The following is a 26,043-nucleotide window of genomic DNA, read 5'->3' as shown; positions in this document are numbered from 1 at the left end:
GCAAAATATATGTTAAGTGGCTTTTTAATTCAGTAAAAGCGGAATATCTATTTTTGTACATATGAGAAATATGATATATTGTACTTGCAAGGTAAGTGCTTACAGGATACAATTGAGAGTGTAAAGCAAGTAAGTAAAAGTTAAAGAAAAATTTTTGTTGCAAGACTGAAGGAGACTGAATTATGGCAGAACCAAAATGGCTGCAGGACATGAAGCCTGAAGAATACTTGAAGGAAGACTTTGAAGCAACTGGCCACAGCCGCTACACTGTTGACGGTTTGGACAAGAACGACCCGGAATGGCTGGACAAGGCAGCTGCCAAGGTTAACGCGGCTGAAGGCGACGACTACGTTAAGCTGGACGCTGGTCTTTTGACCGTTAACCAAATCAACTGGATGCTGCGGAACACTTTTGGGGAAATGACTTATGTGGACGACAACAACCAGTTCCTGTGGTACAACCGTCCGCAAGACCCTAACTACAAGATGAAGGCCGGCCGTGTGCCAGCTCAAGTCGGCGACACTATGGGCGCGGTTCACCCAGACATCCGTGACGTTATCCCAACTGCCAAGAAGGTTGTTCACGCCCTGCGGACCAAAGAAGGCGGCCATGACTCAGTATGGATGCCAGTGCCAACTGGTAACTTGACTGAACTCGTTTTGCACTACTACAAGAGAGTGGAAGACGAAGAAGGCAACTACATGGGTATCTATGAATGGGTACAAGACATCTACCCATTCGTGAAGTACTTCTGCGAATCAACTGGCCAGAAGCTGGTTGTTGACCCAGATGCTTCAACTGGCGCAACTTACCGCCGCAACTCTGACCCAGACGCTAAGACTGGTCCTTCAACCAAGGCAGCTGCTGCCAAGGAAGAAGAGAAGCCAGCTGAACCAGAAGCAACTAGCGGCGCTTCCCACCACTAATCAAGCATTTTTTAGATAGTTGATAAGTATTGCTCTAAGACCAGCTCAAGGCTGGCCTTTTTTTGGTCAATTTTTGGCATAGAGCTGATTACAGAAAGCGCTTATAATGATAGTTAAAGATGCATTTTTAGAGGTGAGGGTAAAAAATGACGCAATACTTAGTTTTTGACATTGGCGGAACCAACGTGAAGTACGCCTTGATGGATAGTGAAGGGCAGCTGCTGGAAAAAGGCAAGCGGGCAAGCGCGGACAACTTGGACGACTTTGTGGCGGCTCTGTATGAAGTCGGCGACCAGTATAAGGGCAAGTTTGCCGGGATCGCGGTCTGCGCGCCAGGGAAGATCGACACGGAAAAGAAGATCATTCACTTTGGCGGGGCCTTGCCTTTTTTAGATGGCTTGAACCTGGAAGAGACCTTGGGGGCCAGATACGGGGTTCCGGTTGGCGCGGAAAACGATGGCAAGGCGGCAGCTTTGTGTGAACAATGGTTAGGTGAACTCAAGGGAGTTGACACCGGGGCTGTGTTGACTCTGGGCACCGGCGTTGGCGGCGGGATCGTCGTTAGCGGCAAGCTTTTGCACGGGAGCAGCTTCCAGGCCGGGGAACTCAGCTGGATGATCACGAACCAAGGTGCCGGGCTCAAAGAAATGGCGGCTTATACTGGTGCCCGCTGCTCAGCCGTTGGCATGGTGGAAAAGGTCAACCAGGAACTGGGCAATGAAGATCTTGCGGATGGCTTGGCGGCTTTTGCCGCCATCAAGTCCGGCAATGAAGAGGCAGGCAAGATCTTCCGCCAATACTGCTTGGATGTAGCGGTGATGATTTTGAACCTGCAGACCGTGATCAACGGGGAAAAGGTTGTAATTGGCGGCGGGATCAGCGCCCAGGAAATCCTAATTGAGGAAATCCGCCGGCAGTTTGGGGAAATCCTAAAGGACAACCCGATTTTGGGCCAGCAGGTAATTCCTCCGGAAATCGTGGCGGCCAAGTTCAGAAATGATACCAACCTCTATGGTGCCCTTTTTGCCTTGCTGCAAGAGATGCAAAAGTAGCAGGAAAATTTTTAGCTGAATATAGAAAAAACTGAGCTCATATTGATGTGAGCTCAGTTTTGTTATTGTCGGATGATTAGTTTTTTTACTTCGTAAACCAGTAATTGACGTACCAGTCGTAAGGAATGGTTGAAAGATAAATGTAAACTAAGTTGAGAATGACAACTGTAATCGGTCCTACGTATGGCTTAGCGAATTTGCCATAGCGCATGATGGCGAGAATTGCTGCAGGTCCGAGTATGTCAAAAGCTGTACCAGTATTCATCACCCGTAAAGAAGTCAAGGCAATGAATCCGGCAACTAGGACAATTTCAGTGATCCAGAAGAGGATTGAGAACTTGCTTGTCCAAATAAGTACAGCTGCCAATACGAGTGCGACTGAAATCAAGATGAATGACCAGCCGATCTCAAGCTCTTTCAGATTAGTTTGAAATGTGACCTGCTCTGCTCCCATGAGCCAGATTAGAACTGCTTCGACTAGGAAGATCAAGCAGTTGACTGCTTTAATGATTGTTGAAAAAATTTTTTCTGTTTTTGTCATGGTAGATCACTTCCAACTGGTAATCTGATGAATGTAACTTGCCTTGAAGTCACCTTGAAAATTACCGACAAAAGTAAATGGGTGAACGATATGTGGTTTATCGCGCTTCTTCATGATTCGACCTCCACTTTTCAGTAAACGAATTTTGATAAATCGATTCATCAATCATATGATAACGCTTTCTTTACAGAAAGAGCACATAAATAGCGAAGATTAGTTGTTTGTCATAAATGCACGTAGATATTATAAAGTTCCCGCGCAAGATGGGCGATTATGTGAGCAAGCATATAGACGCTTAGTCATGAATTTCTAGCGATATAACTATATCGTGCAAGAGCTGAGTTACTTTATAAGGTCTGAAAGGGCGGAAAATTAATTATCTTAAAAATCAGAGCACAAATTTTGCTTATCAAAGCAGGGAAAAGTGAGATAGCATCGAATTCTTGCAGATGTTGAAAAACAAAATAAGCAGTTGACCAGTGCAACTGCTTATTTCCACTTCTTAAAATTCCTGGTGCTGGTTAGGGTCGCGGTCGGGCCGGCGGCCATCTGCCTTATCCAAATCCGTCAAGGCTGTTACTTCTTCCTCAGTTAAACTGAAGTCAAAAATGTCCAGGTTGCTCAACTGGTGCTGGCTGGATGAAGCCTTTGGAATCGGCACTACTCCCAGTTGGATTTCCCAGCGCAAAATTACTTGAGCCGGACTCTTGCCATACTTGGCGGCCAGCTTTTTAATCAAATCTTCCTGGAAAACTTCCCCGGCCCGCATGAGCGGACTCCAGGCTTCCGTAACGATTCCATGCTCATCGTCATAAGCCCGGACGGCGCGGCTGGACCAATAGGGATGCAGCTCCACCTGGTTGACGGCCGGCGTAACCCCCGTTTCCTTGATCAAGCGGTCGATATGCCCCGGTTCAAAATTCGACACCCCGATCGACCGGACCAAACCAAATCTTTGCGCGTCAATCAAGGCCTGCCAGGCTTCTACATAATGATCTTCCAAAGGATTCGGCCAGTGGATTAGGTAGAGGTCAAAGTAGTCCAAGCCGCTTCTTAAGAGGCCCTCTTCCAGTTCGTTGATCGCGGCCTTGTATTCGTGGTGGGCCCCCGGCAGTTTGGAAGTTACAAAAAGCTGGCTTCTGGCAACTGAGCTGCTCCTGATCGCCTTGCCCAGGGCTCCTTCATTTTCATAGCGGGCGGCTGAGTCCAGGAGCCGGTAGCCGTTTTCGATCGCCTGGCTGATGGCCTGGGCCCCTTGGTAGCCCTTGATCTTGTATGTGCCAAAGCCGATCTTTGGAATCTTGTTTCCATCATTTAAGTTGAATTCTTCCATGATTTTTTCCTTTCTTTTATATTTGCTGTTTGCTCTTTTTCTATCAATTATAGGTTAAATCTTTTGGTTTCCGGCAAAAATCCTCTAAAATAGGTTTAGTCTAAAAAGCGAGGAAAAGAAATGGCAAAAAAACGCAGGCGCAAGAAGCGCCAAAATACCAGCCTCCTGTCGGTTTTAATTGCCGCGGCGGCAATCATTTGGGGCGTCTACACCAAGGGCGGCCAGGAAAATTTAACTAGCTCCAGTACCAGCAGCACTTCATCAAGTGCAGTCAGCTCGGCCCAAACGGCTAAAACCGTCTACGGGGGATTAGCCAAGAGCGACTACCAGAAATTAGCCAATGAGACTTTTAAGTCCGGAGGCAAGGGCTGGCGCTATGTTAACAACAACCACTCCACCCTGGTGAAAAGCGCCTGGAAGGTCAACCGGGTCATCTACTCCAACCTGGACAGCCAGAACCGGACTTCCAGCTCCAACACCGCCTTTTTGGAAAAGCGGAACGTGGCCAACGACTCCTTAAGAGTAAGGCAGTACGTACAGCCAACCGGCTGGCACTCCAACCGGCAAAACGGGACCCAGATCTACAACCGGGGGCACCTCATTGCCTACTCAGTTTCCGCCGGCATTGACCAGGACGGCAACTACAACCCCAAGAACCAGTCCGGTGACCAGAACAACCCTAAGAACCTTTTTACCCAGTCGGCCTTCTCCAACCAAAAGATCCAGACGATTTTTGAAAGCAAGGTCCGGTCAGCTTTAAGAAGTGGGAAAAAGGTCATCTACCAGGCAACGCCAATTTTTAAAGGCAGGGAACTTATGGCCCGGGGGATCAACCTGCAGGCAGTTTCAACCGACGGGACACTGGATTTCAATGTTTACATCTATAATGTGCAGCCAGGCTACCAGTTTGACTACCAGACGGGCCGGGCGAAGATTGACCGGAGCATGCAGGTCAGCGAATAGAAAGAAGGAAGAAAAATGCGCGATAATTGTACAACCATGCTGGTGGGCAAGAAGGCCAGCCTTGACGGGTCAGTGATCGTGGCCAGAGATGAAGACTACGACCAGGGCTTTAACGAAAAGCGCTTTGTCTACTATCCAGCTAAAAATTATGATGAAGTTTTTGTTTCCAAAGGAACCGGCGTTGAAATTCCTTTAAAGGGGGAAGGCTGCGGCTTCACCGCTGTCCGCGATGCTGTAGAAGACTACGGCCGCTTTGACGAGCAGGGGATCAACAGCTACAACGTGGCCATGAGCTCAACCGAAAGCGAAGCCAGCAACCGCCGGGTCTTAGGCCATGATCCTTTTGTCAAAAATGGGATCGGGGAAGACTCCATGCTCTATTTGGTTCTGCCTTTCATCAAGACGGCCAGAGAAGGGGTTGAGCGCCTGGGCCGCTTGGTTGAACAATACGGGTCCAGCGAAAGCAACGGGATTGCTTTTGGCGATGAAAATGAAATCTGGTACATGGAAACCGGGGCCGGCCACCAGTGGGTTGCCCGCCGGGTGCCAGACGACAGCTATGTCGTGGCCCCGAACATGATGATCATCGGGGAAATCGACTTTGATGATCCGGCCAATTACATGTATTCCACTAACCTTCGCCAGTTCGTCAAGGACCACCACCTGAATCCGTCGAAGACTGGCAGCTTCAATTTCCGGGAGATTTTTGCCCCAAGAGACCAAGACGACCTGCGCTACAACACGCCCCGGATGTGGTATGGGCAAAAGCTCTTTAACCCGGAAGTGGATCAGGCAATCGACGACTTGGACATGCCGTTTTGCCGGGTGCCAGCCAAGAAGATCGCCATCGAAGACGTGCAATTTTACCTGAGCAGCCACTACGAAAACACGGAATATGACTACTTAACTAAGGAAGAAAGCCCGGTCAAGAATGCCTACCGGCCAATTTCCGTGACGGTATCCCAGGAATGCTCCATCATGCAGATCAGAAACGACCGGCCAGAAGGCTACAAGTCCATCCAGTGGCTCTGCTTCGGCCTTTACGCCGCAGCGCCTTGGGTGCCTTTCTACACCAACATCAAGGACACCCCGGCCAACTACCAGATCAAGACCGGCCAGGCTGACCCGATGGGTAGCGCCTACTGGCTCTACAAGTGCATCCAGGCCCTGCTTGAAGGCAAGCAGCAGGATTGGCAGAGAAAGCTCCGGGCCTTCCAGGCTGACTGCCAGAGCCTGGCGATCCAGCATGTTGATGAAACTGACAGAGAAGCTGAAAAGTTAAGCCAAGCAGACCTGGTAGACTTTTTGACGGAAGCCAATAATGCGATTGCTGATAAAATCACGGCCAAGGGCAAAGAACTCTTCGACCAGCTGGTAAAGGACAATCTCAACAACTCGATTTACAAGTACCGGCCCTAATTTCTTGCCAAAAATAGTACAATAGAAATGTTGTAAGTTTTTAATGTAAAGTAAGAAATCGTAAGGAGTTTTTTATGGAAGAAGAGATGACCTTAATCAGCGCCAAGGGCAAGTTAAAAGGGACTTGGGGCGAAGCAGTCAACCCAATTGAAGGGCTGACCCCCTTGGTAATTTTGGCCAAGATTGGCGATAAGGACCAGGCCCGGTGGCTGAGCCGCTACTTAAATGACGCCGGCATCTTGACCTTCACTTTTGAAGCAGAAGATTCAGCCAGCGCCATCAGCGGCTACCACCTGGCCTTTGACGAACTCAGAAACGACGACCGGGTAGCCAGTGAGTACATCGTTTTCGCCGGCTATGGGGAAGCTGGAGATGCTGCCGCGGTGGCCGCCAGTGAAATCGGCCGCTCAGTCCGGGGAATCTTCCTTATGTCACCAGTTATCAAGGACTGGGACAAGATCAAGGGCTACCAGGGCCGCAGCTATATTGTTGCCGGCAGCGAAGACGACCAAGCTCCTTTGGCTAGCCTGGAATTGATGGCCAAGCAAATGAAGCAGGGCGAACTTTTGCAGATGCGGGGCGCCGGCCACGACTACCGGGAAGAAGACTGGGAAAGGGCAGGGATGCTGCTCAGAACCTGGGTCTTGACTGGACTTAACTAAAGTAGAAAAGAGAAGGAAGCAGCGATGACGGATGTAAAGATTGACCAGGTCGCTGAAAAAGATCTGCCGGCCTTGGTGGCCATCAGCCGGGAGACTTTCGCCGACACTTTTGGCGAGTACAACAGCGCCGAAGACATGGCCAAGTTTTTGGATGAAAACTATAATGAAGAAAAGCTTGGGGGAGAAATGGCAACTCCAGGCAGCTTCTTCTACTTCTTGAAGGTGGACGGGGAAGTTGCCGGCTACTTAAAGCTGGACGTTGCCGACGCCCAAAACGAAGATGTCGACCCAGATGGCTTGGAAGTTGAGCGGATCTACCTGCGCAAATCCTTCCAGCACCGGGGCCTGGGCAAGCAGCTCTTTGAGTTCGCGGAAGAAAAAGGCAAAGAATGGGGCAAGTCCGTCCTCTGGCTGGGCGTTTGGGAACACAACGAAAACGCCAAGAACTTCTATGCCAGCCGCGGTTTGACCCGGTTCAGCGAGCATGTCTTCGTTCTTGGCGATGACCGTCAGACAGATTTTTTGTTAAAAAAGCCTCTCGTCTAGTCCTGGCTGATTAACCAGTCGGACAAAAGCTTTTGGTACTTGGCATTTTCCTGGACAAAAGGCATGTGGCCGCAGCCGGCAAAGAGCTCCCAGCGGGCGTTCGGCAAGTGGTCGTACATGCTTTTAGCCACCAATGGCGTGCACAAGTCGTCAGTGCCGCTGGTAATCAAGACCGGCAAGTGCAGGTCCTTTAAGCGGTCAGTGTACTCATAGCCGTGCAGGTTGCCAATCGGCGTATATTCATTAGGGCCCCAGCCGGTCAAGTAGGTCAGGCTGCCGCCCTTTTTTTTGCGCAAAACTGGCTCCGGCATGTCCGGCGTAAGCTTGATGGCGTGCTGATCCATGAAGTGGGCATTGGCCGCCTGGTAGGCCGGGGAGTCATAGTTGCCACTTGCTTCAGCTTCCTTGATAGCGGCCTGCTCGTTTTCTGGCAGGTACTTGATCAAGCGGTGCAATTCCTGGCTCCAGAGCTTGGCGGAGGCTAAAGTAGAGGAGAGGATCAGGCTTTTGACCCCTTCAGGCTGGTAGTCGCACAGGTAGATCAAAGCCAGCATCCCGCCCCAGCTTTGCCCTAGGAGGTGGATCTCGTCAAGGCCCAGCTGCTTTCTGACATTTTCCAGCTCCTTGACCCAGGTCTGGGCCGTGTAGGCCGTCTCTGCCTGGTCGTCGGGGATGCTGGAGTTGCCGCAGCCTAGTTGGTCATACATGATGACTTGCCGGCCGCTTTTTTCAGCAACTTGGTCGAGGACTTCAAAATAGTTGTGACTGCTGCCGGGCCCGCCGTGGAGAAGCAGGAGCGGGGCGCGGTCAGTCGCCTCGCCCACGATCCGGCAGTAAGTTTGCCAATTTCCGAACGGAAGATATTTTTCTGTGATTTGCATCATTATTTTACCTACTTTAAACAACTTCATTTTAAAAAAATGGTAACATGAATAATGAGTAAAATGAAGGTGGGGACAGCCATGATTAAGCAACAAATTTTTCCAATTGAAACTGACTTTAACTGGTACGACGTCAATGGCTTGAATGAAGCTGACAGCCGGCGCCTGCAGACGGAGTTTTATTTCACCCCGGAAATCATTTCCTACGTTTCCGACCGGCATGAACGGCCCCACTACGACTACGACCAGTATACCGACACCCACCTGCTGGTTTATGACGTGCCAGTCTGGCCAACGACGACCAGCAAGCACTTCACTTCCCGGCCAATCACTTTCTTGTTGCAGGACAAGAACCTTTTTTCTTTCCATACGATCGAGACCAGCTATGTCTTTGACGAGTTCAACGATCCCCAGGTTTTGCGCCGGCTGTCCCACGCCCAAGACGTGACGGAGCTGCTGGCGACTTTTTTGATGTATGCTTCCCAGTACTTCCAGCGGGCCATCACCCAGCTGGATGCTGAGCGCAACGACTTGGACGTCAAGCTGAGCGATGACATCGACAACAAGGACTTGGTGGAACTGTCTAATATTGAAAAGAGTCTGGTCTACCTGTCCAGCTCGATTCAGACTGACCAGATGATGCTGCACAGCCTGCAGCACTCCCGGCTGACTTTTTCCAAAGCGGCCAAGGAAAGACTGGACGACGTCTTGATCGAATCCAGCCAGTCTTCAGAAATGGTGCAGATTTCCCGGCAGGTGACCAAGACTTTGTCATCGACTTCCAATAACATGATGAACAACAACCTGAACGACACCATGCAGTTCCTAACGGTTTGGTCCATCGTTTTGACCATCCCGACCATTCTGACCGGTTTTTACGGGATGAACGTGAAGTTGCCGGTTTTGGGAGCCAACTATGACTGGGTGATCATTATCTTGATCACCGTCCTTTTGATGGTCTGGCTGATCTTCCTCATGCGCAAGCACCATCTTTTCTAAAGGAAATTAGGAGCTAGAAACAAGGAGTCTTAATGAAGAACAATATTGTAGTCGGGGCTTTGATCGCCTCCCTGCTGGCTTTTGTCGTCTACACCAGCACCAACAAGGATGCTGAAATGCGGAAGGTTACGGTGGTGCAGGTAAAGAAGTCCGGCAGCGTCAAAAAGACGGTTTCTTCTACTGACAAGGAACCGAATGTCAATTCCATTGAATATGACAACCAGGTCAAGAGCAGCAAGGGCAGCGACAAGCAACTGGTCAAGGCAATCAAGAAGGCCATGGGCCAGGACGTCAGCTACCAGGTGGCGGCATATGACTTAAGCAAGAGCAGCCATTTCGCGGAAGTGGCCAACACCAAGAGCAGCCAGGATTCCCAGAAGATTTTTTACCTCTATCTCTTGATCGCCCTTTATGCCCAGGAAAAGTCCGGCAAGATCGGGGCCAGCACGGCTATCAAGGTTACTAAGGCTGACAAGGCTGGGACAAGTACGGCGATCGCGGTCGGGATCAGTTACGGGCCAAGCTACTTGCGCGAGCAGATGCTGAAGGGCAACAAGACCGCGGCTAACGCGCTTTTGCGGACGATCGGAACTAAGCAGGTCAATAAGGTGTTGAAACAGCTGGGGGCCAGCCAGAGCAAAGTGACTGGAACCTTCTCCAAGTCCGTGGTCGGCAAGACGACAGCCAGTGATCTGGCCAAGATCATGGTTTCCATCTACCAAGGCAAGCTGGTCGGCAGCTACAACCAGCAGGTTTTGACTGCTATGACAGGGAAGACCAAGCTGGCCAGCAAGGCTAAGGGGACTGTCTACCAGTATGCCGATGGCAATTTAGAGGTCGCCTTGATCAGCAATAACGGCCACAATTACGTGGTCAGCGCCTGGTCTAGCAAGACTGACGACTTTGCTTCCTTGGGACAAGCTGTCAAGAAAGTCATGGAAAAGTAAAGGCAGACCAAACTGAACAGAAGAAATAGAAGTTACTTCAAGACACCTCCAAAATGACAGAGTTTATTTTTGGAGGTGTTTTTATATCAAAAAAGTAGGGTGAAATTATGGCAACGATTAGGGATTTAATAGAAGTATTTAAGGACACGCAACGATTTTATCGTAGCAGTCCGATTTTAAAAAAAGCAATAGAGTATTCTATTTCCAATACTGAGATCATTGCCCCGGGATTTACAACTGATTTGCAAAAGAGATATGTTCACACGGATATTGTGGTGAACAGCAATAGGAGCTTTGAAGATGCTCAGTCTATCAATAAATCCGATCCAACAGAAAGAACTTGTGTCCATAATTTTGCTTCATTTGAGTATCCAGGTGGCGGAGTGGTTAATGGGTCAAGAGCTCAAGAAGAGAGCCTCTGTCGTGTTTCGACCTTATATCCTGTTTTAACTTCAGCCAAGCCGATGGAGAAATATTATCTTCTACACCGCATTAATCCACAGCCTGCATATTCAGATGACTGTATTTATTCTCCGGATATCATTAATTTCAAGTCTGATGAAGATCTTCCCCAGTTGATGGAGGAAAAAGATTGGATTAGGGCAGACGTAATTACTTGTGCTGCTCCTAATTTGCGCACTTATTCTGGCCGTCTTCTTAGCCCAGAGGATCAATACGCTATCCATGTTCAGCGTGCCCGCCAGATACTTAACGTTGCTGCTGCACATCAAGTTGATTATCTTGTCCTTGGTGCATTTGGTTGCGGTGCTTTTAGCAACAGCCCGACTATTGTTGCTCATGCCTACAAAAAAGTTATTCCAGAATACGATGGAGTTTTCAAGGAAATCCACTTTGCGGTTTATACTAACCCAAAAGGGCTTCATGGTGATAAGAACTACACGGTCTTTAAGAAAGTCATGGAAAAGTAAATCCAGAACGAATAATTAGAACAGAAGAAATGAAAAACGACTCTACAGCCAGACAGTAGAGTCGTTTTGTGCTTTCTTGCGTTTACGTGGTTTATAAGTTTTCTTGGCCAGCCACATGTACCAGGCGAATTGGAATTCCCCGATCATAATGCAGATAGCCAGCAGCAGGAAGGTCACCACGAAAGGATTGATGCTGCTGCCGTCAGCGTAATGAAAATTGAACATGAAAACATTTAGATAAATCAGTAAACTGAACCAGTAAAAGTTTGCGAACCACCAGATTTTCATTTTTAGTTTTCATCTCCTATCTGAATATATGATAGCGCTTTTAGGAACCGTTTTCAACAAAAAAGAGGATTAATTTACAATCTGTAGATTGAAATCTTCAGTCAGTAGTTATATAATTGCTACAGTTGAAAGGAAATGGTAGAAAGTATGACTCAAAAAAGAACTTTGGACTTAGGCAAGGTCATCGCCAAAGCCACGGAAATGATCGAAAGCCGGGGCTTAAGCGAGACGACCATGCCAAATCTTGCCAAGGCTCTGGGCGTTCGCAGCCAGTCGCTCTATCATTACGTGAAGAACCGTTCTCAACTTCTGTCGCTGGTCGCGGCCAGCCGGATCCGCCTGCTCTACCAGGACTTGCTCAAGCAGCTTGTTGGTTTGTCAGGCCACGAAGCATTGTTTAAGTTTGCTGACGTGGTCCGCGACCGCCTTTTGGAAGACCAGGCCCTGGCGACTCTGCTTTACCATATGGATGAATTTTCCGATGATTCAGACCTGGTGCAGGAAGTAGTCAAGATCCTGGACTTGGGTGAGCAGCTGCAGGTGGACACGGGACACGTGGTTTCCCAGCACGCCTTGGTTGGCGCGGTCCTGGGCTATGTCTTTTTAGACAGGTTTGCCAAGGACCAGGGAAGCCGGGATTTTCCGGAAAGCCCGCAAGAAGCAGAAGAGAACTATCACGAAATGGTCTGGCGGCTGGTTTCGCCCAGCACCCAGCAGTCAAATGCCTAGCTTAGTAGACTGATTGTAAAAGACAAAGAAAGGAAAAAGGACGTTGAAGAAGTTACTGAAGAACCACCTTGGCGCTTTGATCGCCTGGGTGCTCATTCTGGTGATTTCTTTGGTTGCCCTGCCAAACGTTGACTCACTGACAAGAGCTCACAGCGAGATCTCTTTGCCAAGCAGCGTGGAAAGCGAAGCAGCCAAACTAATCAAGAACGAATGGGGCAGTAAGAAAAAGAATACTTACGAAGTCGCGGTTGTTTTCAACAAGAAATCCGGTAAGCTGACCGAGACCGACCAAGGCAACATTGAAGCCTCGATCGACCGCTTGACCAGCAACAAGAAGAAATACGGCATCAAGGATTACCTGGCGCCGCAAGATAACATCGCGACCAAGAAGCTGCTCAAGTCTAAAGACGGAACGACTTGGGTAATGCAGATGAACATCTCCAAGAGCCATGGGACCATCTCCCAGGTTTACGACGAGATCAACAAGGCCGTCAAGACCAGTGGGGTCAGAACCTACGTTACTGGGGCAGACGTCCTCAACAATGACTTTACCAGCTCGATCCAAGAAGGGATCAAGAAGACGGAACTGATCACGGTGGTCTTCATCTTCATCGTGTTGATCATCGTCTTCCGGTCACCGGTTGTCCCGCTTGTGTCACTTTTGACGGTTGGGATTTCCTTCCTGGTTTCCTTCTCAATCGTGACCAACCTGGTCAACCAAATCAACTTCCCGTTCTCCAACTTCACCCAAGTCTTCATGGTGATCGTCTTGTTCGGGATCGGGACCGACTACAACATCCTGCTATACAACCACTTTAAGGAGGACCTGGGCAATGGCCTGGGGGTGGCTGAGGCCACGAAGGACTCGATCAAGAAGGCCGGCCGGACTATTCTTTACTCCGGCTCCTCAATCCTGATTGGTTTCTCCGCTTTGGGCTTAGCTAACTTCTCCGTTTACCGGTCCGCTTCCGGCGTTGCCGTCGGCGTTCTGGTTCTGCTGGTTGTTTTGCTGACCTTGAACCCATTCTTCATGGCCACTTTGGGCAAGAAGATGTTCTGGCCAAGCAAGGAATTTGCCGGGGAAAACCCAAGCAAGATGTGGCACGGGATTTCCAGTGCTACTTTGAAGCGGCCGATTGTCTTTTTGGCAGCAGTAGCAGTTGTCGTTGCTCCGTTCTTCGTTACTTACTCCAACGTTTTGAACTACGACGACACGGCGGAAATTTCAGATTCAGTTCCTTCCAAGCAAGGGCTGAACCTGGTGCAAAAGCACTTCTCCAAGGGGATGGCTATGCCGTCATACCTTTACATCAAGAGTGACCACAAGCTCGACAATGAGAAGGACTTGAAGCTGATCGACGAATTGACGCGGAAACTGCGCAATTCTGAAGGCGTGGACAAGGTTATGTCCGCGACTGAGCCATACAACGAAAAGATCAAGCTGCTCTACGTTAAGAAGCAGCTGAAGTCAGTTACCGACGGGACCGCTAAATTGGAAAAGGGTGTCGGCAAATTGACTAAGGGCAGCGAGCAGGTGACCAGCGGGGCCAAGAAACTGGCTAACGGGGCCGACCAGCTTGACGAAGGCACCGGCACTTTGAGTGACGGGGCCAAGGACCTGTACACGGGGACGGTTAAGCTTTACAACGGTTCAATCGCCCTCTACGATGGGGCAGGTACCCTCTTTAACGGGACCAAGACCCTGTCAGTTGGGGCAGATGCCCTTTACTCCGGCACTAAGAAATTGTCCAGCGGGGCCAACACCCTGTCTGCTGGTACTCAGAAGCTGAAGAGCGGGACCAGCTCCCTGGCCAGTGGGTCAAAGACTCTGGCTAACGGGACCGGTTCTCTGGCAACTGGTGCTCAAACCTTGAGAAACGGTGCCGGCACTTTGAAGAACGGTACCGCCAGCCTTTACACTGGTGCAGGTACTTTAAAGAACGGTACTGCCAGTCTTTACACTGGCGCTGGTACTTTGAAGAACGGTACTGCCCAGCTTTTGACTGGCAGCACTAGCTTGAAGAACGGCACCAGCTCTCTTGTGACTGGTGCAAACAGTCTTTACACTGGCACTCAAACCTTGACCAATGGCGCCAAGGACTTGACGGCCAATATGAACACTTTGGTTGCCGGTCTTGACCAGTTGAAGAGCCAGCTGTCAGAGAATGCCAGCTCCTTGAACGCTGACCAGCTTGACCAATTGTCATCTGGTTTGACCGACCTGAACAACGGCTTGCAAAGCTTGAACAGCAAGGTCAGCCAAATCAGCGTGCCAAACATCGACACTTCAAAGATCTCTAGCCTGGTCAGCGGCCTGCAAAGTCTGCAAGGGCAAGTTTCATCACTTGAATCTGGTTTAACCAATGCCAAGAGCGGTTTGACCACTGCCGGTACTGGTCTGGGAACTGCCAGCTCAGCTGCAGGCAGCCTGGCAAGCTCAATCAGCAAGGTTTCAGACCCAACTTTGAAGGCAGAACTTGAAAAGGAACTCCAAACCCTTAATAGTGGCCTGTCTTCTACTAAGAGCGGTTTGGGCACTGCAGGCAGCGGTTTGACTACTGCGGGTTCTGCCGCAACCAACATGAAGAGTGCTTCATCCAGCATTCAATCAGCAGCTGGCAGTTTGAGCAGCAGCAGTTCTACTGCTTCAACGGCTGACTTGAGCGCTGAAGTTCAGCAACTGCAAGCGGCTGTTTCTCAGCTTGCTTCTGGCTCAAGCACTTTGAGCACCCAGGCAGCCAGCGGGATTAGCAGCTTAAAGTCTGGTTTGAGCAAGATCAGCCAGATGCAGTCAGCAGTTGATGCCCTAGCAACCGGCGCCCACAAGCTTTACACTGGTTCAAACTCAATTTACAGCGGTTTGAGCAAGGGTATGGCAGGGGCCTTGGCCTTGTCACAAGGTGCTACTAAGTTAAACAGTGGTGCCGCATCCCTTTACAACGGGATCAGCCAAGTCAACACTGGTGCTTCAAGCCTTTACACTGGTGCCGGACAAGTTAACTCCGGCGCTTCCAGCCTTTACACTGGCGCCGGCAAGCTGAACACTGGTGCCGCAAGCCTTTACTCCGGCACTGGCACTTTGGTCAGCGGGGCTAACCAGGTCAACTCTGGTGCATCCTCTGTTGCAAATGGTGCCAGCCAAGTCAACACTGGCGCCAGCCAGGTTAACTCCGGTGCCGGCCAATTGGCTAACGGCTTAGCCAGCGGCGTCAGCGGCGCGGCTCAACTGGCTAACGGCGCGAGCCGCTTGACCAGCGGTGCAAGCTCACTTAAATCCGGTGCTGGTCAATTGCAAAACGGCCTGGCTCAAGGCGTCAACGGTTCAAGCCAGTTGGCTGAAGGGGCTGACAAGCTGCAGTCCGGTACCAGCCAACTCTCAAGTGGCGCAAGCAAGCTGGCCACTAAGACGCCAGCCATCACCAGCGGCTTGACTGCCGTCAACAATGGTCTGGTTTCCGCCGGCTCATACTTGAACGGCCTGCGCAAGTCCAAGGCTTCCGACACCTTCTACGTGCCAAGCTATGTCTTAAAGCACAACGCCGACCTGCAGAAGTCCCTCAAGGTCTTCCTCAGCCCGGACAAGAAGAGTGCCATGATCATCATCATCCTGGACAGCAACCCAAGTTCTGAAAGTGCTGCAGAGCACTCACAAGCTTTGAGCGCCATGGCCCGCAAGTCCCTGAAGGGGACCGACCTGGGCAAGGCTGATGTCGAAATGGGCGGGCAAAGCTCAACCATTGAAGACACCAAGAACACGGCCAGCGGCGACTTTACCAGAACTATGGCTATCATGCTGATCGGTATCGGCATTGCCTTGATCTTCGTCACCCGGAGTCTGCTTCAGCCGATCTACATCCTGGGGACTCTGCTTTTGGCCTACATCAGTTCTCTGTCAATCACCCGCTGGGTTGTCAGCGGCGTGATGGGCCGGAGCACCCTGGCTTGGAATGTGCCGTTCTTCACCTTCATCATGTTGATCGCCCTCGGGGTCGACTACAGCATCTTCGTCATGATGCGTTACCGCGACAGCGATCCGCACGCCTTGCCTAGCGCAAGAATCCTGGAGGCATGTACGGTTATCGGGACGGTTGTCATCTCAGCCGCCGTCATCCTGGGTGGTACTTTCGCGGCCTTGATCCCATCAGGCGTGCCAACCTTGATCGAAGTGGCCATCGGGGTCATCATCGGTCTGGCTATCTTGGTCTTCTTGATGCCAATCAACCTGTCAGCTGCAACCAAGCTGACCTACGAAGGCTTCCCATGGTTAAAGTGGCCGATCCGCAAGAATGGCTTCAGCTTCAGTAAGAAGTCTTAAATGAAAGCTAAATAATGCATTAAGAACCCGTCATCTTTGGCGGGTTCTTTTTTGCCGCTGCTAGGAAAATGCTATAATGTGGAAAAAGAAACACTAGCAAAGGACGATTACTATGAAAAAGTGTCCCAACTGTGGACAGACCCTGACTGGCCAGGAAAAGACCTGCCCAAACTGTGGATTCAATGTGGAAAAATACCGCCGCGACTACTTTACTGAAGAAACCGCGGAAGAAAATGTGGAAAGAACTGAAATAAACAGGGAGGAAGCCGACCGGACTTTGGAAAAAGATCCATCCGGCAAGCTCAGCCGGTCCGCCTACCGGCAAAAGCAGGAGCAGAATGCCTTTACCGGCAACCCAACCGTGGAAAAGATGATCCAGTGGCTGAGAGACAACACCACGATTGCCTTCCTGGTTGGCGTGGGCCTCTTGATCATCATGAGTTTCTCCCGGCCCCTGGGCTGGACGGCTTTTGCTGTCTCCATGGCTCTGCTTATCTGGACCGGTCACCGGGACTCCCAGGGCGAATACACGGCTGACCGGAACTTGACTGAGTATATCCGGAATTGGGGCTCCAAGGTCTTCAATGCCTTTGACGACAAGGAAAACGAAATTGAGGAGAAGAATGAAGAGTTTACCGAGTCCCACCCGAAATTTGAAGCCAAAGTGGAAAAGGTGAAGAAGAAGACCAAGAAGCCGCGGAATTTTGGTGTCATCCAGCTCTCCATTCTCTTGACCAGCTTGATCACCTTGGTCCTCCTTTTCCTGGGGACAGGCTTCGTAACCTCCAGCAGCAAGCTGACCGTGGCCAGCGTCTTCTTTGAAGTTGCCAACAGGCAGATCACGGCGGGCAAGATCGTTCCCGCCTTGATTCTTTACCTCTTCCTGGCGGTTTTCCTGCTTTTGCCGGTCTTCATCATGCTGGCCGTCAGCCAGAATACCAGGGTTTCCCGGGTCCGGGCCTTCGCCTTGTCCCTTGTTGAAAGCCTGGTCTTGATCTACCTCTTTTACCAATTGGCCCAGACGACTAGCGCGACCAGCTACTTAAGCCAGGCTGTTTCCAGCTTGAAGAGCTATGCCGTGGCTATCGGCATTTCCGGCTACCTCTTGATCCTGGTCTCTTGCTTGACTACGGTTTTGGCCGGCATCAACATGTTCCAGCCAATGGCCAAGGCAGATCAAAATAACGAAGAATAGTTTTTGTTAGCAGAAAAAAGGCTGCTGGTCTGAGTGACCAGCGGCCTTTTCTTGCTATTTTTCTACTTGGAGATTCGTGAAAAACAAAAACTAAAGAGTGGAAAATTTGAATTAGTACAAAAGAAACACTAAAAAGAAAGTAGGTAATGTAATAAAGATTAAAAGAAAAAAGTAAAAGTGAGTGTAATTGAAAGAGATTGATTAAATTCCGTTTATTGCTTGTTTTGGTCAGTAAAGTCGATAACCAGGTGCTCGTTGACGAAGGCGTCCAGGCCCAAAGGACTGAGCTCGCGGCCGTAACCTGACTTCTTGACCCCGCCGAATGGCAGGCTGCCGTCAGTGATCCAGCGGCCGTTGATGACTGTCATCCCGGTTTCAATCTGGCTGGCTACTTCTTCAGCATGCTTGATATCACTGGAGATGACGGAAGAACCCAGCCCGTAGCTTGAGTCGTTGGCTAAGGCAATGGCTTCAGCCTCGTCTTTAACCTTGTAAACCACGCAGACTGGCCCGAACATTTCCTGGTCAAACATTGGGTTGTCCTTGGCCATGTCCGTCAAAATAATTGGCCGGCTGAAGGCACCTGGGGCGTCAATTTCCGGGTACTCGTAGTAAACCTTGGCTCCGCCGGCAATTGCCGCTTCAACCTGCTTGGCCAGCTTCTCTTTTGCGGCTTGGGAGTTCATCGGCGGCAGGGTAGTGGAGTCTTCTAGCGGATCGCCCCACTTAAGGCCAGAGTAGATTTCCTTCATGTCTGCCAAAACTTCTTCATAGCGGTCGGCCAAAACGATCATCCGCTTGGATGAGGTGCAGACCTGGCCATTATTGTAGCTGCGGGCGTCGCTCAAGGCTGCCTTCAAAACTGCTGGGTCAGCGTCGCTTAAGACGATGAAGGCATCGTTGCCGCCCAGTTCCATAGTGGACTTCTTCAAGTTCTTGCCGGCGTTTTCGGCTACGGACACCCCGCCTCTTTCAGACCCGGTCAAGGCCACCCCTTGCACGCGCGGATCAGCGATGACCTGGTCCAGTTGGCTGTAGCTGAGGTAGAGGTTGATCAAGCTGCCTTCCGGCGCCCCGCCAGCTTTCACGATCTTGGCGGCCAGGGCAGCAGAAGTTGGCACATTGTGGGCGTGCTTAAGCAGCATTGGGTTGCCGACCACGAAGTTCGGGGCAAAGACCCGGATGACTTGGTAAAGAGGGAAGTTCCATGGTTCACAGGCCATGATCACCCCGGTAGCCTGCTTTAAGTAGTAGGCGCGGCCGTATGGGTTGGGCAGGTCGACCGGCTTTAAAAGTTCTGGGCCGTGGTCGGCGTAGTAGTTGAGGATGCCGATGCAGATCTCAACTTCTTCCTTGGCCTCACTGAGCTTCTTGCCCATTTCCAGGGTCATGGTCTTGGCCATTTCTTCTTCCTTTTCCTGGAACTTGGCCGCGATGTCCTTCAAAATGGCTGCCCGGCTGCTCGGTTCTTCATGCCGCCACTTCTTGTAGAGGGCGTGGGCTAAGGCCAGAGATTCTTCAATCTGCTGGTCAGTCGGGTTCTCGTAGCTCGCGAAGACTTCATTGGTATATGGGTTCACTGATTCGTATTTTGCCATAGCTGTTTTCTTCATCCTTTCGAATTAAAAGTTGATCAGACCGGCCTTTAGCGCCAATCTAGTGTAAGATTCACAAATATCCCTCTCTCTAGTATAAACCGCTTTCTGATTTTTGGTATAGCTAAAGGCTGAAATAATTTTATTATCTGAAGGAATATTTTAACGGCAATTTTTTCAATTTTTTGGTAAAAATCTCTCCTTTAATGAAAAAATCCTGCCAGCATGGTAAAATATTTAAAAATTGAAAGGACGAGATTATGCGGATCAACGTTTTGCAGCACACCCCGAATGAGGGGCCGGGGGCCATCAAGGCCTGGGCCGAAGACCGGGGCAACAAAGTCTATGTTTACCATCCGGAAACTTTCGGTATTTTTCCGAAAGCTGATGAAACCGACATGCTGGTCGTTTTGGGCGGGCCGATGAGCCCGGGCGACGACCTGCCCTGGCTTAAAGAAGAACGGCAACTGATCAAGGACTGCCTCAAGCAGCACCTGCCGATTTTGGGCATCTGCCTGGGTGCCCAGCAAATTGCCATCTGCTTAGGCAGCAGCGTGCACCCGGCCGCCCACAAGGAAGTCGGCTGGGCTCCGGTCTACAAGCAAAGTGATGCTATTGCTGATTTGCCAGACAAGCTCCTGGCCCTGCACTGGCACCAGGACATGTTTGAAATGCCAGCTGGCAGCCACTTGCTCTATTCCAGCGACCTCTTGGCCAACCAGGGCTTTTTGGTCAATGGCAACGTGATCGGCCTGCAGTTTCACTTAGAGCCCTTGGCTGACAACGTCCGCGAAATCGTCATCAATGACGGCGCCTATGCCGAAAGCGGCAATGACTTACACCAGACACCAGCCGAGATTCTGGCCCAGCCTTTGCCAAGTGCCAATAAGCGCGCTATTTACACCATGTTAGATTATTTAAGCGTCCACTAGGAGGATTCATGACGGCAACTGCACGTATTTATTTAGGTTCATCTTTTCACCGCGACCACCATCAAGCCCGGGCCAAGCAGGTCCGCGAATATCTGGCGGCCAACCCGACGGTCGAGCACGTTCATTTTCCTTTTGACCAGCAGGTAACCGACCCGGCGGAAGACCCGAATGTTGGTTTTGGGGATGAACGGAGCCTCTTTTGGAAGCAGCAGACTTTCCAAAACGACATCAACGGCTTGTCCATGGCTAATTGCGGCCTCTTCCTTTACGACATGGATGAACTGGATGACGGCTGCGCCTTTGAAATCGGCTTTTTGCGGGCGCAGAACAAGCCGGTCATCATCGTACCTTTCACTAACCACCCGGAAAAGAAGCCGATCATGAACCTGATGCTGTCTGAAGGGGCAACGGCTTTTATCAAGGGCGACCAGGAACTGGAACTCTTGAAGACTTACGACTTTAACAACTGCCCATGCCGGCCGCTGACCGGTTACGGCACCATTTAAAGCATAAGAAAACGGTCAATCTCGCGATTGACCGTTTTCTTATGCTTTCTCTTCGAGTTCTTTGAGGAGCTTGCCGCCTTCTTTGAGGATAACCTCGTTTTTGTTCAAACGGGCGAAGGCCAGGGCGTCGTGCAGGTGTTCCAGGGTGGTATTTATGGACCGCTTTTGGGCCAGGTCGTCTAAGGCCAGCTGGTAAAGGACCCGGGCCAAAAAGTAGACCACATGATGTTCGGAAGCCAGCTCGTAGGCATAGTTGAGCAGGTCGTCAGCATGTTTGTACTGGCCGCTTTGCCCGTAGAATTCGCCGGCCGCCGTCAAAATGGACATGACCTGGAGTTCTCTCAAGCTGTCTTTGATTTCGACTTTCTTGATCTGGTCCAGGATCTGGTCAAAGTAATGAGAGGCCTTGCCTATGTCCTGGCTGGCATAAACCTGGCTGCAGCCTTTAAGGGCCAGGAGGCGGTAGATGTTGCCGGCCTTAAGGTTGTCGGTTGTCAGGATATTGTTGAAGTAGAAAAGGGCCGAGACTTCGTTGTGGTCCCCGTCCAGAGCCAGCTGCCCGCAAAGGTAGTTGTAGTGGAGAAGGTCTTGCTTGTCGCGGATCTTTTTCTCATTGACCTGCTTGAGGATCTTGCGGACCTGGTCATAGTCATAAGTGATGAAGCAGAAGTCCGCGGAAAAAAGCTTCTGGGCAATTTCGCTTTCCGTGCTGGTCAGCATGATGTCAGATAAGGAGATGTTCATCCGCTCGCAGAGCTGCTTGAGGATCTTGAAAGAAGGAATCTGCCCGTTGTTTTCGAACTTGCTCAAGGTTGACTGGGTGCAGATCCCATTGCAGAGCTCATTTTGCGACAGCTTGAGCGACTTGCGGATTTTGATGAATTTTTCAATGTTTATCATGGTTAATCGCTTCCTGTTTTCAGACTGAGGGCATAGTTGAGATAAGTTATGCTTTCCCTGAGATAATCCCGGCCGTAGTCCATGGCGTGGCCATGACCGGGGATGATTTCCAAGTCAACCTGGTGGCCGCGGCCAGCCAGGCGGCCGGCAAATTCAGTAACGCCGGCCAGGTCGGTCAGTTCAGCCGCTGAGTTCATCATGAGCAGGCGGCTCAACTTGGTATAGTCGTAGCTTTGGGCATCCAAGTCGGCCAAAAGGTCAGAGTCCTCGCTGCCGGCGTAGGTCAAGACAAAGTACTTGTAAAAGGCTTCATTGATGGCCTGCTGGGTGGTCAAGCCCAGTTCTTCCTTGCCATTGACTGAAGGCTTGACCTCTTGGTGGTCGGCCAGCCAGCTGCTGAAGTCGACAGGGGCTGACCAGGTGACCGTCGGGAAGCCGTACATGCCGGCGACTTTCAAGGCCAGGGTGCCGCCGGAGCTGGCGCCGATCTGGACGATGTTGTTTTCATCGCCCTCATCGGTGTAGTTTGATGCCAAAAGCCAGGCCGCGAAGTTAAGGGCATCCTCGTGGGCAGCTGGGAAATGGTCAGCTGGAGCCAGCCGGTAGTCGGGCACGAAGGTCATGAAGCCAGCGTTGGCCAGGTCGATTGCCACGTCTCTGATGCCATTTTTGCTTCCCCTAAACCAGCCGCCGCCGTGCCAGAGGATGAGGATTTTTGTCTGTGAGTCGGTATCGTTGGGATAATAGATGTCGGTCTTTAGGCCGTGCTTGAGGTCATAAGCGATATTGTTAACAGTCACAACCATAATCTCATTTTTCCTTTCTGATCTGATTTGAATTCTGATTTTTTATCCTAACTTAATTATATACTCAAAGCAATAACTTCTGCTTGCTTTTTGTCTTTTTTCGCAAGGGAAAAGAAGGCAGCATACATAAGTTTATTTAAAGCCCGAAGCAAACTAGTGTGGAGGGGGGAGGCTTTTTGCTAAAATTATCCTGGAATTTGTTTTTAGGGGGAAAAGACCATGAGTTACGAACAAAGCCGCAAGCTGATCAACCGGCTGACCATTATTTCAACCATCGTGATCATTGGCCTCTGCATCTATTGGTACCAGCTGGGGATTTTTACCAGCCAGGCCAAGATGAGCGCCTATTTGGCTGACAAAAAGATCCTGGGTCCCTTTATCTTTGTTTTGATTCAGATCATCCAGGTCGTGATCCCGATTATCCCCGGCGGGGTCTCCCTTTTGGCCGGGGTTGTCTTCTTCGGCGCTGGACCTGGTTTTATCTACAACTATATCGGGATCGTCATCGGCTCCTTGATCAACTTCTTCCTGGCCCGCTACTATGGCAAGTCCTTCATCCTGCACATCGTGTCGGAAGAGAGCCTGGAGAAGTATACCAAGTGGACCAAGAACCAAAAGAAGTTCAACTGGTTCTTCGCCATCTGCATCCTGGCCCCGGTTGCCCCGGATGACCTCCTCTGCCTTTTGGCGGGTCTGACGGAAATGAAGCCTTGGACCTACTTCTGGATCATCGTCCTCTGCAAGCCTTGGACCATCGCTGCTTACAGCCTGGGCCTGGTCTACGGGGCCCGCTGGATCATGAGGCTGATGTGATGGAGAGCGAGCGGATATATTTGCGGCCGGTCGGGTTAGGGGATGCTGACCTGCTTTTGTCTTGGGGGCAGGATCCCTACTACCAGAAAACGGCAGGCTTTGCCCACTACCGGAACATGCTTGAAGCTGAAGAAGGTGCCTTAGCTTACCAGAGACGACCGGCCAGTTACATGATTTGTTTAAAAAACGGCCAGGCAATCGGCTTGCTGGAACTCTACCCCCGGGATGGCCAGTCCCGGGAACTGGGCTTTCTTTTGGACAAAAAATTCCAGGGGCAGGGCTACATGACTGAAAGCATCAATTGTCTTTTGGCGGAAGCTTTTAAAGATCCGGAGATCAAGGAAATCTGGGCCGGCTGCCGGTCGGATAATTTGCGGCCTCAGCATTTATTGCAAAAACTGGGCTTTCGGCAGATGTATGAAGTCGATTACCGGAAAATTCCCCCTTTTTTGGATTTTTCGGCCAAGTATTATTTGCTAAAACGGACCGAATAGCATAGAATAGAGACAAACACGAAATCCTTAGACTGCCGACAGAGAGTCCGCGTATGCTGAGAGCGGACGGCGGTCGCTTCCAGATTTCATTAGTGTGGGCAATTAATCATTGCACGGCCGGGCACCGTTAGCGCCCAACTGAGTGCGGCTCTTTGAGCCGAAACTGGGTGGTACCGCGAACCGTGCGCCGATTCGTCCCAAGACTGGGACGGACCGGCTTTTTATTTTTTTCGGAGGTTATATATGCTGGATATTAAGGTCATTCGCGAGAATCTTGACTGGGCCAAGGAAAAGTTGGCAACTCGGGGCATCAAGCCTGAGCAATTGGATGAACTGGTAGCTATCGACGCCAAGCGCCGGCAAGCTATGGTAGAAGCTGAAAACTTGAAGGCAGAAAGAAACGAAGTTTCAAAGAAGATTGCTGCCGCCAAGCGGGAAAAGGCAGATGCCAGCGAAGCTATCGCCAACATGCGTGAAGTCGGTGCCAAGATCAAGGAATTGGACCAAGAAGTTGATGAACTGCAGGAAAAGCAAGAATACATCCTGCTTCGTTTGCCAAACTTCCCAGCTGACTCAGACCCAATTGGCCCTGACGAAAGCTACAACGAAGAAGTCCGCCGCTGGAGCGAACCAACCAAGTTTGACTATGAACCAAAGGCTCACTGGGACCTGGGCACTGACTTGAACATCCTGGACTGGGACGCGGCAAGCAAGGTTTCCGCAGCCCGCTTCGTTTACTACAAGGGTGCCGGGGCTCTCTTGGAACGGGCCGTTTACAACTTCTTCCTGGATGAAAACACCAGCGAAGGCTACATTGAAGTCATCACCCCATCCTTGGTCAACAACGACTCAATGCAAGGGACTGGCCAATTCCCGAAGTTTACTGAAGACGTCTACACCATCGTTGAAAATGACGACCCAGAAGTACCGCGGAACCTGACTTTGATTCCAACTGCTGAAGTTCCTTTGGTCAACTACTTCAGAGGCGACATCATCGATGGCAAGAACTTGCCAATCAACGTGACTGCTTTGTCACCAGCCTTCAGAAGTGAAGCTGGTTCAGCTGGCCGCGACACCCGGGGCCTGATCCGGATGCACGAATTCCGCAAGGTTGAAATGGTCAAGGTCGTTAAGCCAGAAGAATCGTGGAAGGAACTGGAAAACCTGACCCACAACGCTGAACACCTGCTGCAAAAGCTGGGTCTGCCATACCGGGTCGTAGCCTTGTCAACCGGGGATGCATCCTTCACCAGTGCCAAGACTTACGACTTGGAAGTCTGGATGCCAGCCCAAGACACTTACCGGGAAATCTCATCCTGCTCCAACTGTACTGACTTCCAGGCCCGCCGGGCACAAATCCGTTACCGGGACGAAGACGGCAAGGTTAAATTGACCCACACTTTGAACGGGTCAGGCCTGGCTGTTGGCCGGACGGTTGCCGCTATTTTGGAAAACTACCAAAACGAAGACGGCACGGTTACCGTACCAGAAGCTTTGCGCCCATACATGCACGGCATGACCAAGATCACGCCAGAAGTTAAGTGGCACTAGTCATAAAGGAACTCCGCGGAGGGGTTCCTTTTTGCGTGGAAATTTTTTTTAAAAAACTTTTTGCAAAAGTGTAACCTTTCAGCTCCCTTAGGTGTCTATTAGGGTAGAGGAGATGAGGGCCTCGAAAAACAAAAAGTAAAAGGACGGAAAAAGACAGTGAGAGAAACTGAAATCATCGAGCAGTTCTTCGCCAGAGACGAAGCTGCGCTCACTTCAGTCCAGAGTGAATATGGGGCATATTGCTCAACGATTGCCCGCAACATCTTGCGGGATAAGGAGGACGTTGAGGAGTGCCTGAACGATACATGGCTGAAAGCCTGGAACACGATTCCGCCAAAGCGGCCGCAGAGCCTCTTGGCCTACCTGGGGCGCGTCACGCGCAACGGAGCCTTGAACATGGTCCGCGACCAAAAGCGGCAGAAACGGGCTGGGGATCAATATACCGCCTCGCTGGATGAAATTGGAGAATCATCCGGCGCGGTCCAGGAGCAGCCAGAGCTGGAAGGGATTGAGAGCAGCGCTTTGACGGAGATCATCAATGATTTTCTGGCAGGCCTGCCAAAAGAAAAAAGAATTATTTTTGTTCAGCGGTATTTTTACATGGACGCCATCAGCGACATTGCCGCGGCTAACGGGATGACGGCATCGGCCGTTAAGGTAGCTTTGATGCGGATGCGGCGCAAGCTGGGCAAAAAACTGCAAGAAGAAAAGTTTATTTAAA

25 protein-coding genes are annotated in these 26,043 nt (G+C 50.7%); 18 read left to right on the top strand and 7 right to left on the bottom strand.

The genetic code is table 11. The annotated features are described in order from the left end of the window. The first annotated feature begins 182 nt into the window (after positions 1–182). Both ACYVUU_RS09305 and ACYVUU_RS09300 read left to right on the top strand, forming a co-directional pair. Complete coding sequence (locus ACYVUU_RS09305) at positions 183–926, top strand: PAS domain-containing protein (RefSeq protein WP_484500726.1); 744 nt, start codon at positions 183–185, stop codon at positions 924–926. Positions 927–1,072: 146 nt separating this feature from the next. Next, a complete protein-coding gene (locus ACYVUU_RS09300; RefSeq protein WP_484500725.1) occupies positions 1,073–1,978 on the top strand; it encodes an ROK family protein in 906 nt (301 codons plus the stop codon). Positions 1,979–2,063: 85 nt separating this feature from the next. Here the strand turns inward: ACYVUU_RS09300 and ACYVUU_RS09295 are convergent, their stop codons facing one another. Together ACYVUU_RS09295 and ACYVUU_RS09290 are read right to left on the bottom strand one after the other, a co-directional pair. Beyond that, positions 2,064–2,519, bottom strand: coding sequence for a hypothetical protein (locus tag ACYVUU_RS09295; protein WP_439776377.1), 456 nt, complete (start codon positions 2,517–2,519; stop codon positions 2,064–2,066). A gap of 502 nt (positions 2,520–3,021) precedes the next feature. Next, complete coding sequence (locus tag ACYVUU_RS09290; RefSeq protein WP_484500724.1) at positions 3,022–3,852, bottom strand: aldo/keto reductase; 831 nt, start codon at positions 3,850–3,852, stop codon at positions 3,022–3,024. A gap of 120 nt (positions 3,853–3,972) precedes the next feature. On the opposite strand from ACYVUU_RS09290, the gene ACYVUU_RS09285 reads away from it, so the two are divergent. From ACYVUU_RS09285 to ACYVUU_RS09270, 4 genes are all read left to right on the top strand, one after another. After that, complete coding sequence (locus ACYVUU_RS09285) at positions 3,973–4,815, top strand: DNA/RNA non-specific endonuclease (protein ID WP_484500723.1); 843 nt, start codon at positions 3,973–3,975, stop codon at positions 4,813–4,815. Between the two features lie 15 nt (positions 4,816–4,830). Next, positions 4,831–6,234, top strand: coding sequence for a C69 family dipeptidase (locus ACYVUU_RS09280; protein ID WP_484500722.1), 1,404 nt, complete (start codon positions 4,831–4,833; stop codon positions 6,232–6,234). A gap of 74 nt (positions 6,235–6,308) precedes the next feature. Continuing rightward, positions 6,309–6,896: an alpha/beta fold hydrolase gene (locus ACYVUU_RS09275; protein ID WP_484500721.1), complete on the top strand. Its 588-nt coding sequence runs from the start codon at positions 6,309–6,311 to the stop codon at positions 6,894–6,896. A 24-nt stretch (positions 6,897–6,920) separates the two neighbouring features. Further along, the gene (locus tag ACYVUU_RS09270) at positions 6,921–7,442 is read left to right on the top strand and encodes a GNAT family N-acetyltransferase (protein ID WP_484500720.1); all 522 of its coding nucleotides are present in this window, start codon (positions 6,921–6,923) and stop codon (positions 7,440–7,442) included. On the opposite strand, the gene pepI is transcribed toward ACYVUU_RS09270, so the two are convergent. Next, positions 7,439–8,326, bottom strand: a complete 888-nt coding sequence (pepI, locus tag ACYVUU_RS09265; protein WP_484500719.1) for a proline iminopeptidase — start codon at positions 8,324–8,326, stop codon at positions 7,439–7,441. The two genes, ACYVUU_RS09270 and pepI, sit on opposite strands and share 4 nt — an antisense overlap. 78 nt (positions 8,327–8,404) lie before the next feature. Between pepI and ACYVUU_RS09260 the strand changes: the two genes are divergently transcribed. The 3 genes from ACYVUU_RS09260 to ACYVUU_RS09250 all read left to right on the top strand — a co-directional run bounded on the left by ACYVUU_RS09260 (position 8,405) and on the right by ACYVUU_RS09250 (position 11,198). After that, positions 8,405–9,322 (top strand): magnesium transporter CorA family protein, encoded by a 918-nt coding sequence (locus tag ACYVUU_RS09260; RefSeq protein WP_439776370.1) that lies wholly within the window; start codon positions 8,405–8,407, stop codon positions 9,320–9,322. Positions 9,323–9,354: 32 nt separating this feature from the next. Further along, positions 9,355–10,269 carry a serine hydrolase gene (locus ACYVUU_RS09255; RefSeq protein WP_484500718.1) on the top strand — a complete coding sequence of 305 codons (915 nt, stop codon included), beginning with the start codon at positions 9,355–9,357 and terminating at the stop codon, positions 10,267–10,269. A 107-nt stretch (positions 10,270–10,376) separates the two neighbouring features. Next, positions 10,377–11,198, top strand: coding sequence for a TIGR02452 family protein (locus ACYVUU_RS09250; RefSeq protein WP_484500717.1), 822 nt, complete (start codon positions 10,377–10,379; stop codon positions 11,196–11,198). 42 nt (positions 11,199–11,240) lie between these two features. Here ACYVUU_RS09250 and ACYVUU_RS09245 read toward each other — a convergent pair whose 3' ends face one another. After that, complete coding sequence (locus ACYVUU_RS09245) at positions 11,241–11,486, bottom strand: hypothetical protein (protein WP_439776368.1); 246 nt, start codon at positions 11,484–11,486, stop codon at positions 11,241–11,243. Positions 11,487–11,633: 147 nt separating this feature from the next. Here ACYVUU_RS09245 and ACYVUU_RS09240 point away from each other — a divergent pair, with 147 nt between their 5' ends. The 3 genes from ACYVUU_RS09240 (at position 11,634) to ACYVUU_RS09230 (ending at position 17,725) form a co-directional block, all read left to right on the top strand. Next, positions 11,634–12,215: a TetR/AcrR family transcriptional regulator gene (locus tag ACYVUU_RS09240; protein WP_484500716.1), complete on the top strand. Its 582-nt coding sequence runs from the start codon at positions 11,634–11,636 to the stop codon at positions 12,213–12,215. Positions 12,216–12,258: 43 nt separating this feature from the next. Beyond that, positions 12,259–16,530 carry an MMPL family transporter gene (locus tag ACYVUU_RS09235; RefSeq protein ID WP_484500715.1) on the top strand — a complete coding sequence of 1,424 codons (4,272 nt, stop codon included), beginning with the start codon at positions 12,259–12,261 and terminating at the stop codon, positions 16,528–16,530. Between the two features lie 112 nt (positions 16,531–16,642). Beyond that, complete coding sequence (locus ACYVUU_RS09230; RefSeq protein WP_484500714.1) at positions 16,643–17,725, top strand: zinc ribbon domain-containing protein; 1,083 nt, start codon at positions 16,643–16,645, stop codon at positions 17,723–17,725. A 212-nt stretch (positions 17,726–17,937) separates the two neighbouring features. Here the strand turns inward: ACYVUU_RS09230 and ACYVUU_RS09225 are convergent, their stop codons facing one another. Then, the gene (locus ACYVUU_RS09225) at positions 17,938–19,323 is read right to left on the bottom strand and encodes an NAD-dependent succinate-semialdehyde dehydrogenase (RefSeq protein ID WP_484500713.1); all 1,386 of its coding nucleotides are present in this window, start codon (positions 19,321–19,323) and stop codon (positions 17,938–17,940) included. 257 nt (positions 19,324–19,580) lie between these two features. On the opposite strand from ACYVUU_RS09225, the gene ACYVUU_RS09220 reads away from it, so the two are divergent. Next, the gene (locus ACYVUU_RS09220) at positions 19,581–20,252 is read left to right on the top strand and encodes a type 1 glutamine amidotransferase (RefSeq protein ID WP_484500712.1); all 672 of its coding nucleotides are present in this window, start codon (positions 19,581–19,583) and stop codon (positions 20,250–20,252) included. 8 nt (positions 20,253–20,260) lie between these two features. Then, on the top strand, positions 20,261–20,758 hold the full coding sequence (locus ACYVUU_RS09215) for a nucleoside 2-deoxyribosyltransferase (protein ID WP_439776362.1): 498 nt from the start codon (positions 20,261–20,263) through the stop codon (positions 20,756–20,758). 39 nt (positions 20,759–20,797) lie between these two features. On the opposite strand, the gene ACYVUU_RS09210 is transcribed toward ACYVUU_RS09215, so the two are convergent. Together ACYVUU_RS09210 and ACYVUU_RS09205 are read right to left on the bottom strand one after the other, a co-directional pair. Continuing rightward, positions 20,798–21,658 (bottom strand): helix-turn-helix domain-containing protein, encoded by an 861-nt coding sequence (locus ACYVUU_RS09210; RefSeq protein ID WP_484500711.1) that lies wholly within the window; start codon positions 21,656–21,658, stop codon positions 20,798–20,800. A 2-nt stretch (positions 21,659–21,660) separates the two neighbouring features. Continuing rightward, on the bottom strand, positions 21,661–22,464 hold the full coding sequence (locus ACYVUU_RS09205) for an alpha/beta hydrolase (protein WP_484500710.1): 804 nt from the start codon (positions 22,462–22,464) through the stop codon (positions 21,661–21,663). 219 nt (positions 22,465–22,683) lie between these two features. Between ACYVUU_RS09205 and ACYVUU_RS09200 the strand changes: the two genes are divergently transcribed. From ACYVUU_RS09200 to ACYVUU_RS09185, 4 genes are all read left to right on the top strand, one after another. Further along, positions 22,684–23,277 (top strand): TVP38/TMEM64 family protein, encoded by a 594-nt coding sequence (locus ACYVUU_RS09200; RefSeq protein ID WP_003616018.1) that lies wholly within the window; start codon positions 22,684–22,686, stop codon positions 23,275–23,277. Further along, the gene (locus tag ACYVUU_RS09195) at positions 23,277–23,771 is read left to right on the top strand and encodes a GNAT family N-acetyltransferase (RefSeq protein ID WP_484500709.1); all 495 of its coding nucleotides are present in this window, start codon (positions 23,277–23,279) and stop codon (positions 23,769–23,771) included. Before ACYVUU_RS09200 ends, ACYVUU_RS09195 begins: the two co-directional genes overlap by 1 nt. Before the next feature lie 243 nt (positions 23,772–24,014). Continuing rightward, the gene (serS, locus tag ACYVUU_RS09190; RefSeq protein ID WP_484500708.1) at positions 24,015–25,322 is read left to right on the top strand and encodes a serine--tRNA ligase; all 1,308 of its coding nucleotides are present in this window, start codon (positions 24,015–24,017) and stop codon (positions 25,320–25,322) included. Between the two features lie 156 nt (positions 25,323–25,478). Beyond that, entirely contained in the window at positions 25,479–26,042 is a 564-nt protein-coding gene (locus ACYVUU_RS09185) for an RNA polymerase sigma factor (RefSeq protein WP_484500707.1), read from the top strand. Position 26,043 lies beyond the last annotated feature (1 nt).

The sequence above is a fragment of the Lactobacillus sp. WILCCON 0058 genome (assembly GCF_057198005.1).
This window is presented reverse-complemented; position numbering and strand designations above follow the sequence as displayed.

What these genes read in the sequence shown, in the direction of transcription:
- ACYVUU_RS09305 (WP_484500726.1), top strand. Translation starts at nt 183, where the DNA reads ATGGCAGAACCAAAATGGCTGCAGGACATGAAGCCTGAAGAATACTTG.
- ACYVUU_RS09300 (WP_484500725.1), top strand. Translation starts at nt 1,073, where the DNA reads ATGACGCAATACTTAGTTTTTGACATTGGCGGAACCAACGTGAAGTAC.
- ACYVUU_RS09295 (WP_439776377.1), bottom strand. Translation starts at nt 2,519, where the DNA reads ATGACAAAAACAGAAAAAATTTTTTCAACAATCATTAAAGCAGTCAAC.
- ACYVUU_RS09290 (WP_484500724.1), bottom strand. Translation starts at nt 3,852, where the DNA reads ATGGAAGAATTCAACTTAAATGATGGAAACAAGATTCCAAAGATCGGC.
- ACYVUU_RS09285 (WP_484500723.1), top strand. Translation starts at nt 3,973, where the DNA reads ATGGCAAAAAAACGCAGGCGCAAGAAGCGCCAAAATACCAGCCTCCTG.
- ACYVUU_RS09280 (WP_484500722.1), top strand. Translation starts at nt 4,831, where the DNA reads ATGCGCGATAATTGTACAACCATGCTGGTGGGCAAGAAGGCCAGCCTT.
- ACYVUU_RS09275 (WP_484500721.1), top strand. Translation starts at nt 6,309, where the DNA reads ATGGAAGAAGAGATGACCTTAATCAGCGCCAAGGGCAAGTTAAAAGGG.
- ACYVUU_RS09270 (WP_484500720.1), top strand. Translation starts at nt 6,921, where the DNA reads ATGACGGATGTAAAGATTGACCAGGTCGCTGAAAAAGATCTGCCGGCC.
- pepI (WP_484500719.1), bottom strand. Translation starts at nt 8,326, where the DNA reads ATGATGCAAATCACAGAAAAATATCTTCCGTTCGGAAATTGGCAAACT.
- ACYVUU_RS09260 (WP_439776370.1), top strand. Translation starts at nt 8,405, where the DNA reads ATGATTAAGCAACAAATTTTTCCAATTGAAACTGACTTTAACTGGTAC.
- ACYVUU_RS09255 (WP_484500718.1), top strand. Translation starts at nt 9,355, where the DNA reads ATGAAGAACAATATTGTAGTCGGGGCTTTGATCGCCTCCCTGCTGGCT.
- ACYVUU_RS09250 (WP_484500717.1), top strand. Translation starts at nt 10,377, where the DNA reads ATGGCAACGATTAGGGATTTAATAGAAGTATTTAAGGACACGCAACGA.
- ACYVUU_RS09245 (WP_439776368.1), bottom strand. Translation starts at nt 11,486, where the DNA reads ATGAAAATCTGGTGGTTCGCAAACTTTTACTGGTTCAGTTTACTGATT.
- ACYVUU_RS09240 (WP_484500716.1), top strand. Translation starts at nt 11,634, where the DNA reads ATGACTCAAAAAAGAACTTTGGACTTAGGCAAGGTCATCGCCAAAGCC.
- ACYVUU_RS09230 (WP_484500714.1), top strand. Translation starts at nt 16,643, where the DNA reads ATGAAAAAGTGTCCCAACTGTGGACAGACCCTGACTGGCCAGGAAAAG.
- ACYVUU_RS09225 (WP_484500713.1), bottom strand. Translation starts at nt 19,323, where the DNA reads ATGGCAAAATACGAATCAGTGAACCCATATACCAATGAAGTCTTCGCG.
- ACYVUU_RS09220 (WP_484500712.1), top strand. Translation starts at nt 19,581, where the DNA reads ATGCGGATCAACGTTTTGCAGCACACCCCGAATGAGGGGCCGGGGGCC.
- ACYVUU_RS09215 (WP_439776362.1), top strand. Translation starts at nt 20,261, where the DNA reads ATGACGGCAACTGCACGTATTTATTTAGGTTCATCTTTTCACCGCGAC.
- ACYVUU_RS09210 (WP_484500711.1), bottom strand. Translation starts at nt 21,658, where the DNA reads ATGATAAACATTGAAAAATTCATCAAAATCCGCAAGTCGCTCAAGCTG.
- ACYVUU_RS09205 (WP_484500710.1), bottom strand. Translation starts at nt 22,464, where the DNA reads ATGGTTGTGACTGTTAACAATATCGCTTATGACCTCAAGCACGGCCTA.
- ACYVUU_RS09200 (WP_003616018.1), top strand. Translation starts at nt 22,684, where the DNA reads ATGAGTTACGAACAAAGCCGCAAGCTGATCAACCGGCTGACCATTATT.
- ACYVUU_RS09195 (WP_484500709.1), top strand. Translation starts at nt 23,277, where the DNA reads ATGGAGAGCGAGCGGATATATTTGCGGCCGGTCGGGTTAGGGGATGCT.
- serS (WP_484500708.1), top strand. Translation starts at nt 24,015, where the DNA reads ATGCTGGATATTAAGGTCATTCGCGAGAATCTTGACTGGGCCAAGGAA.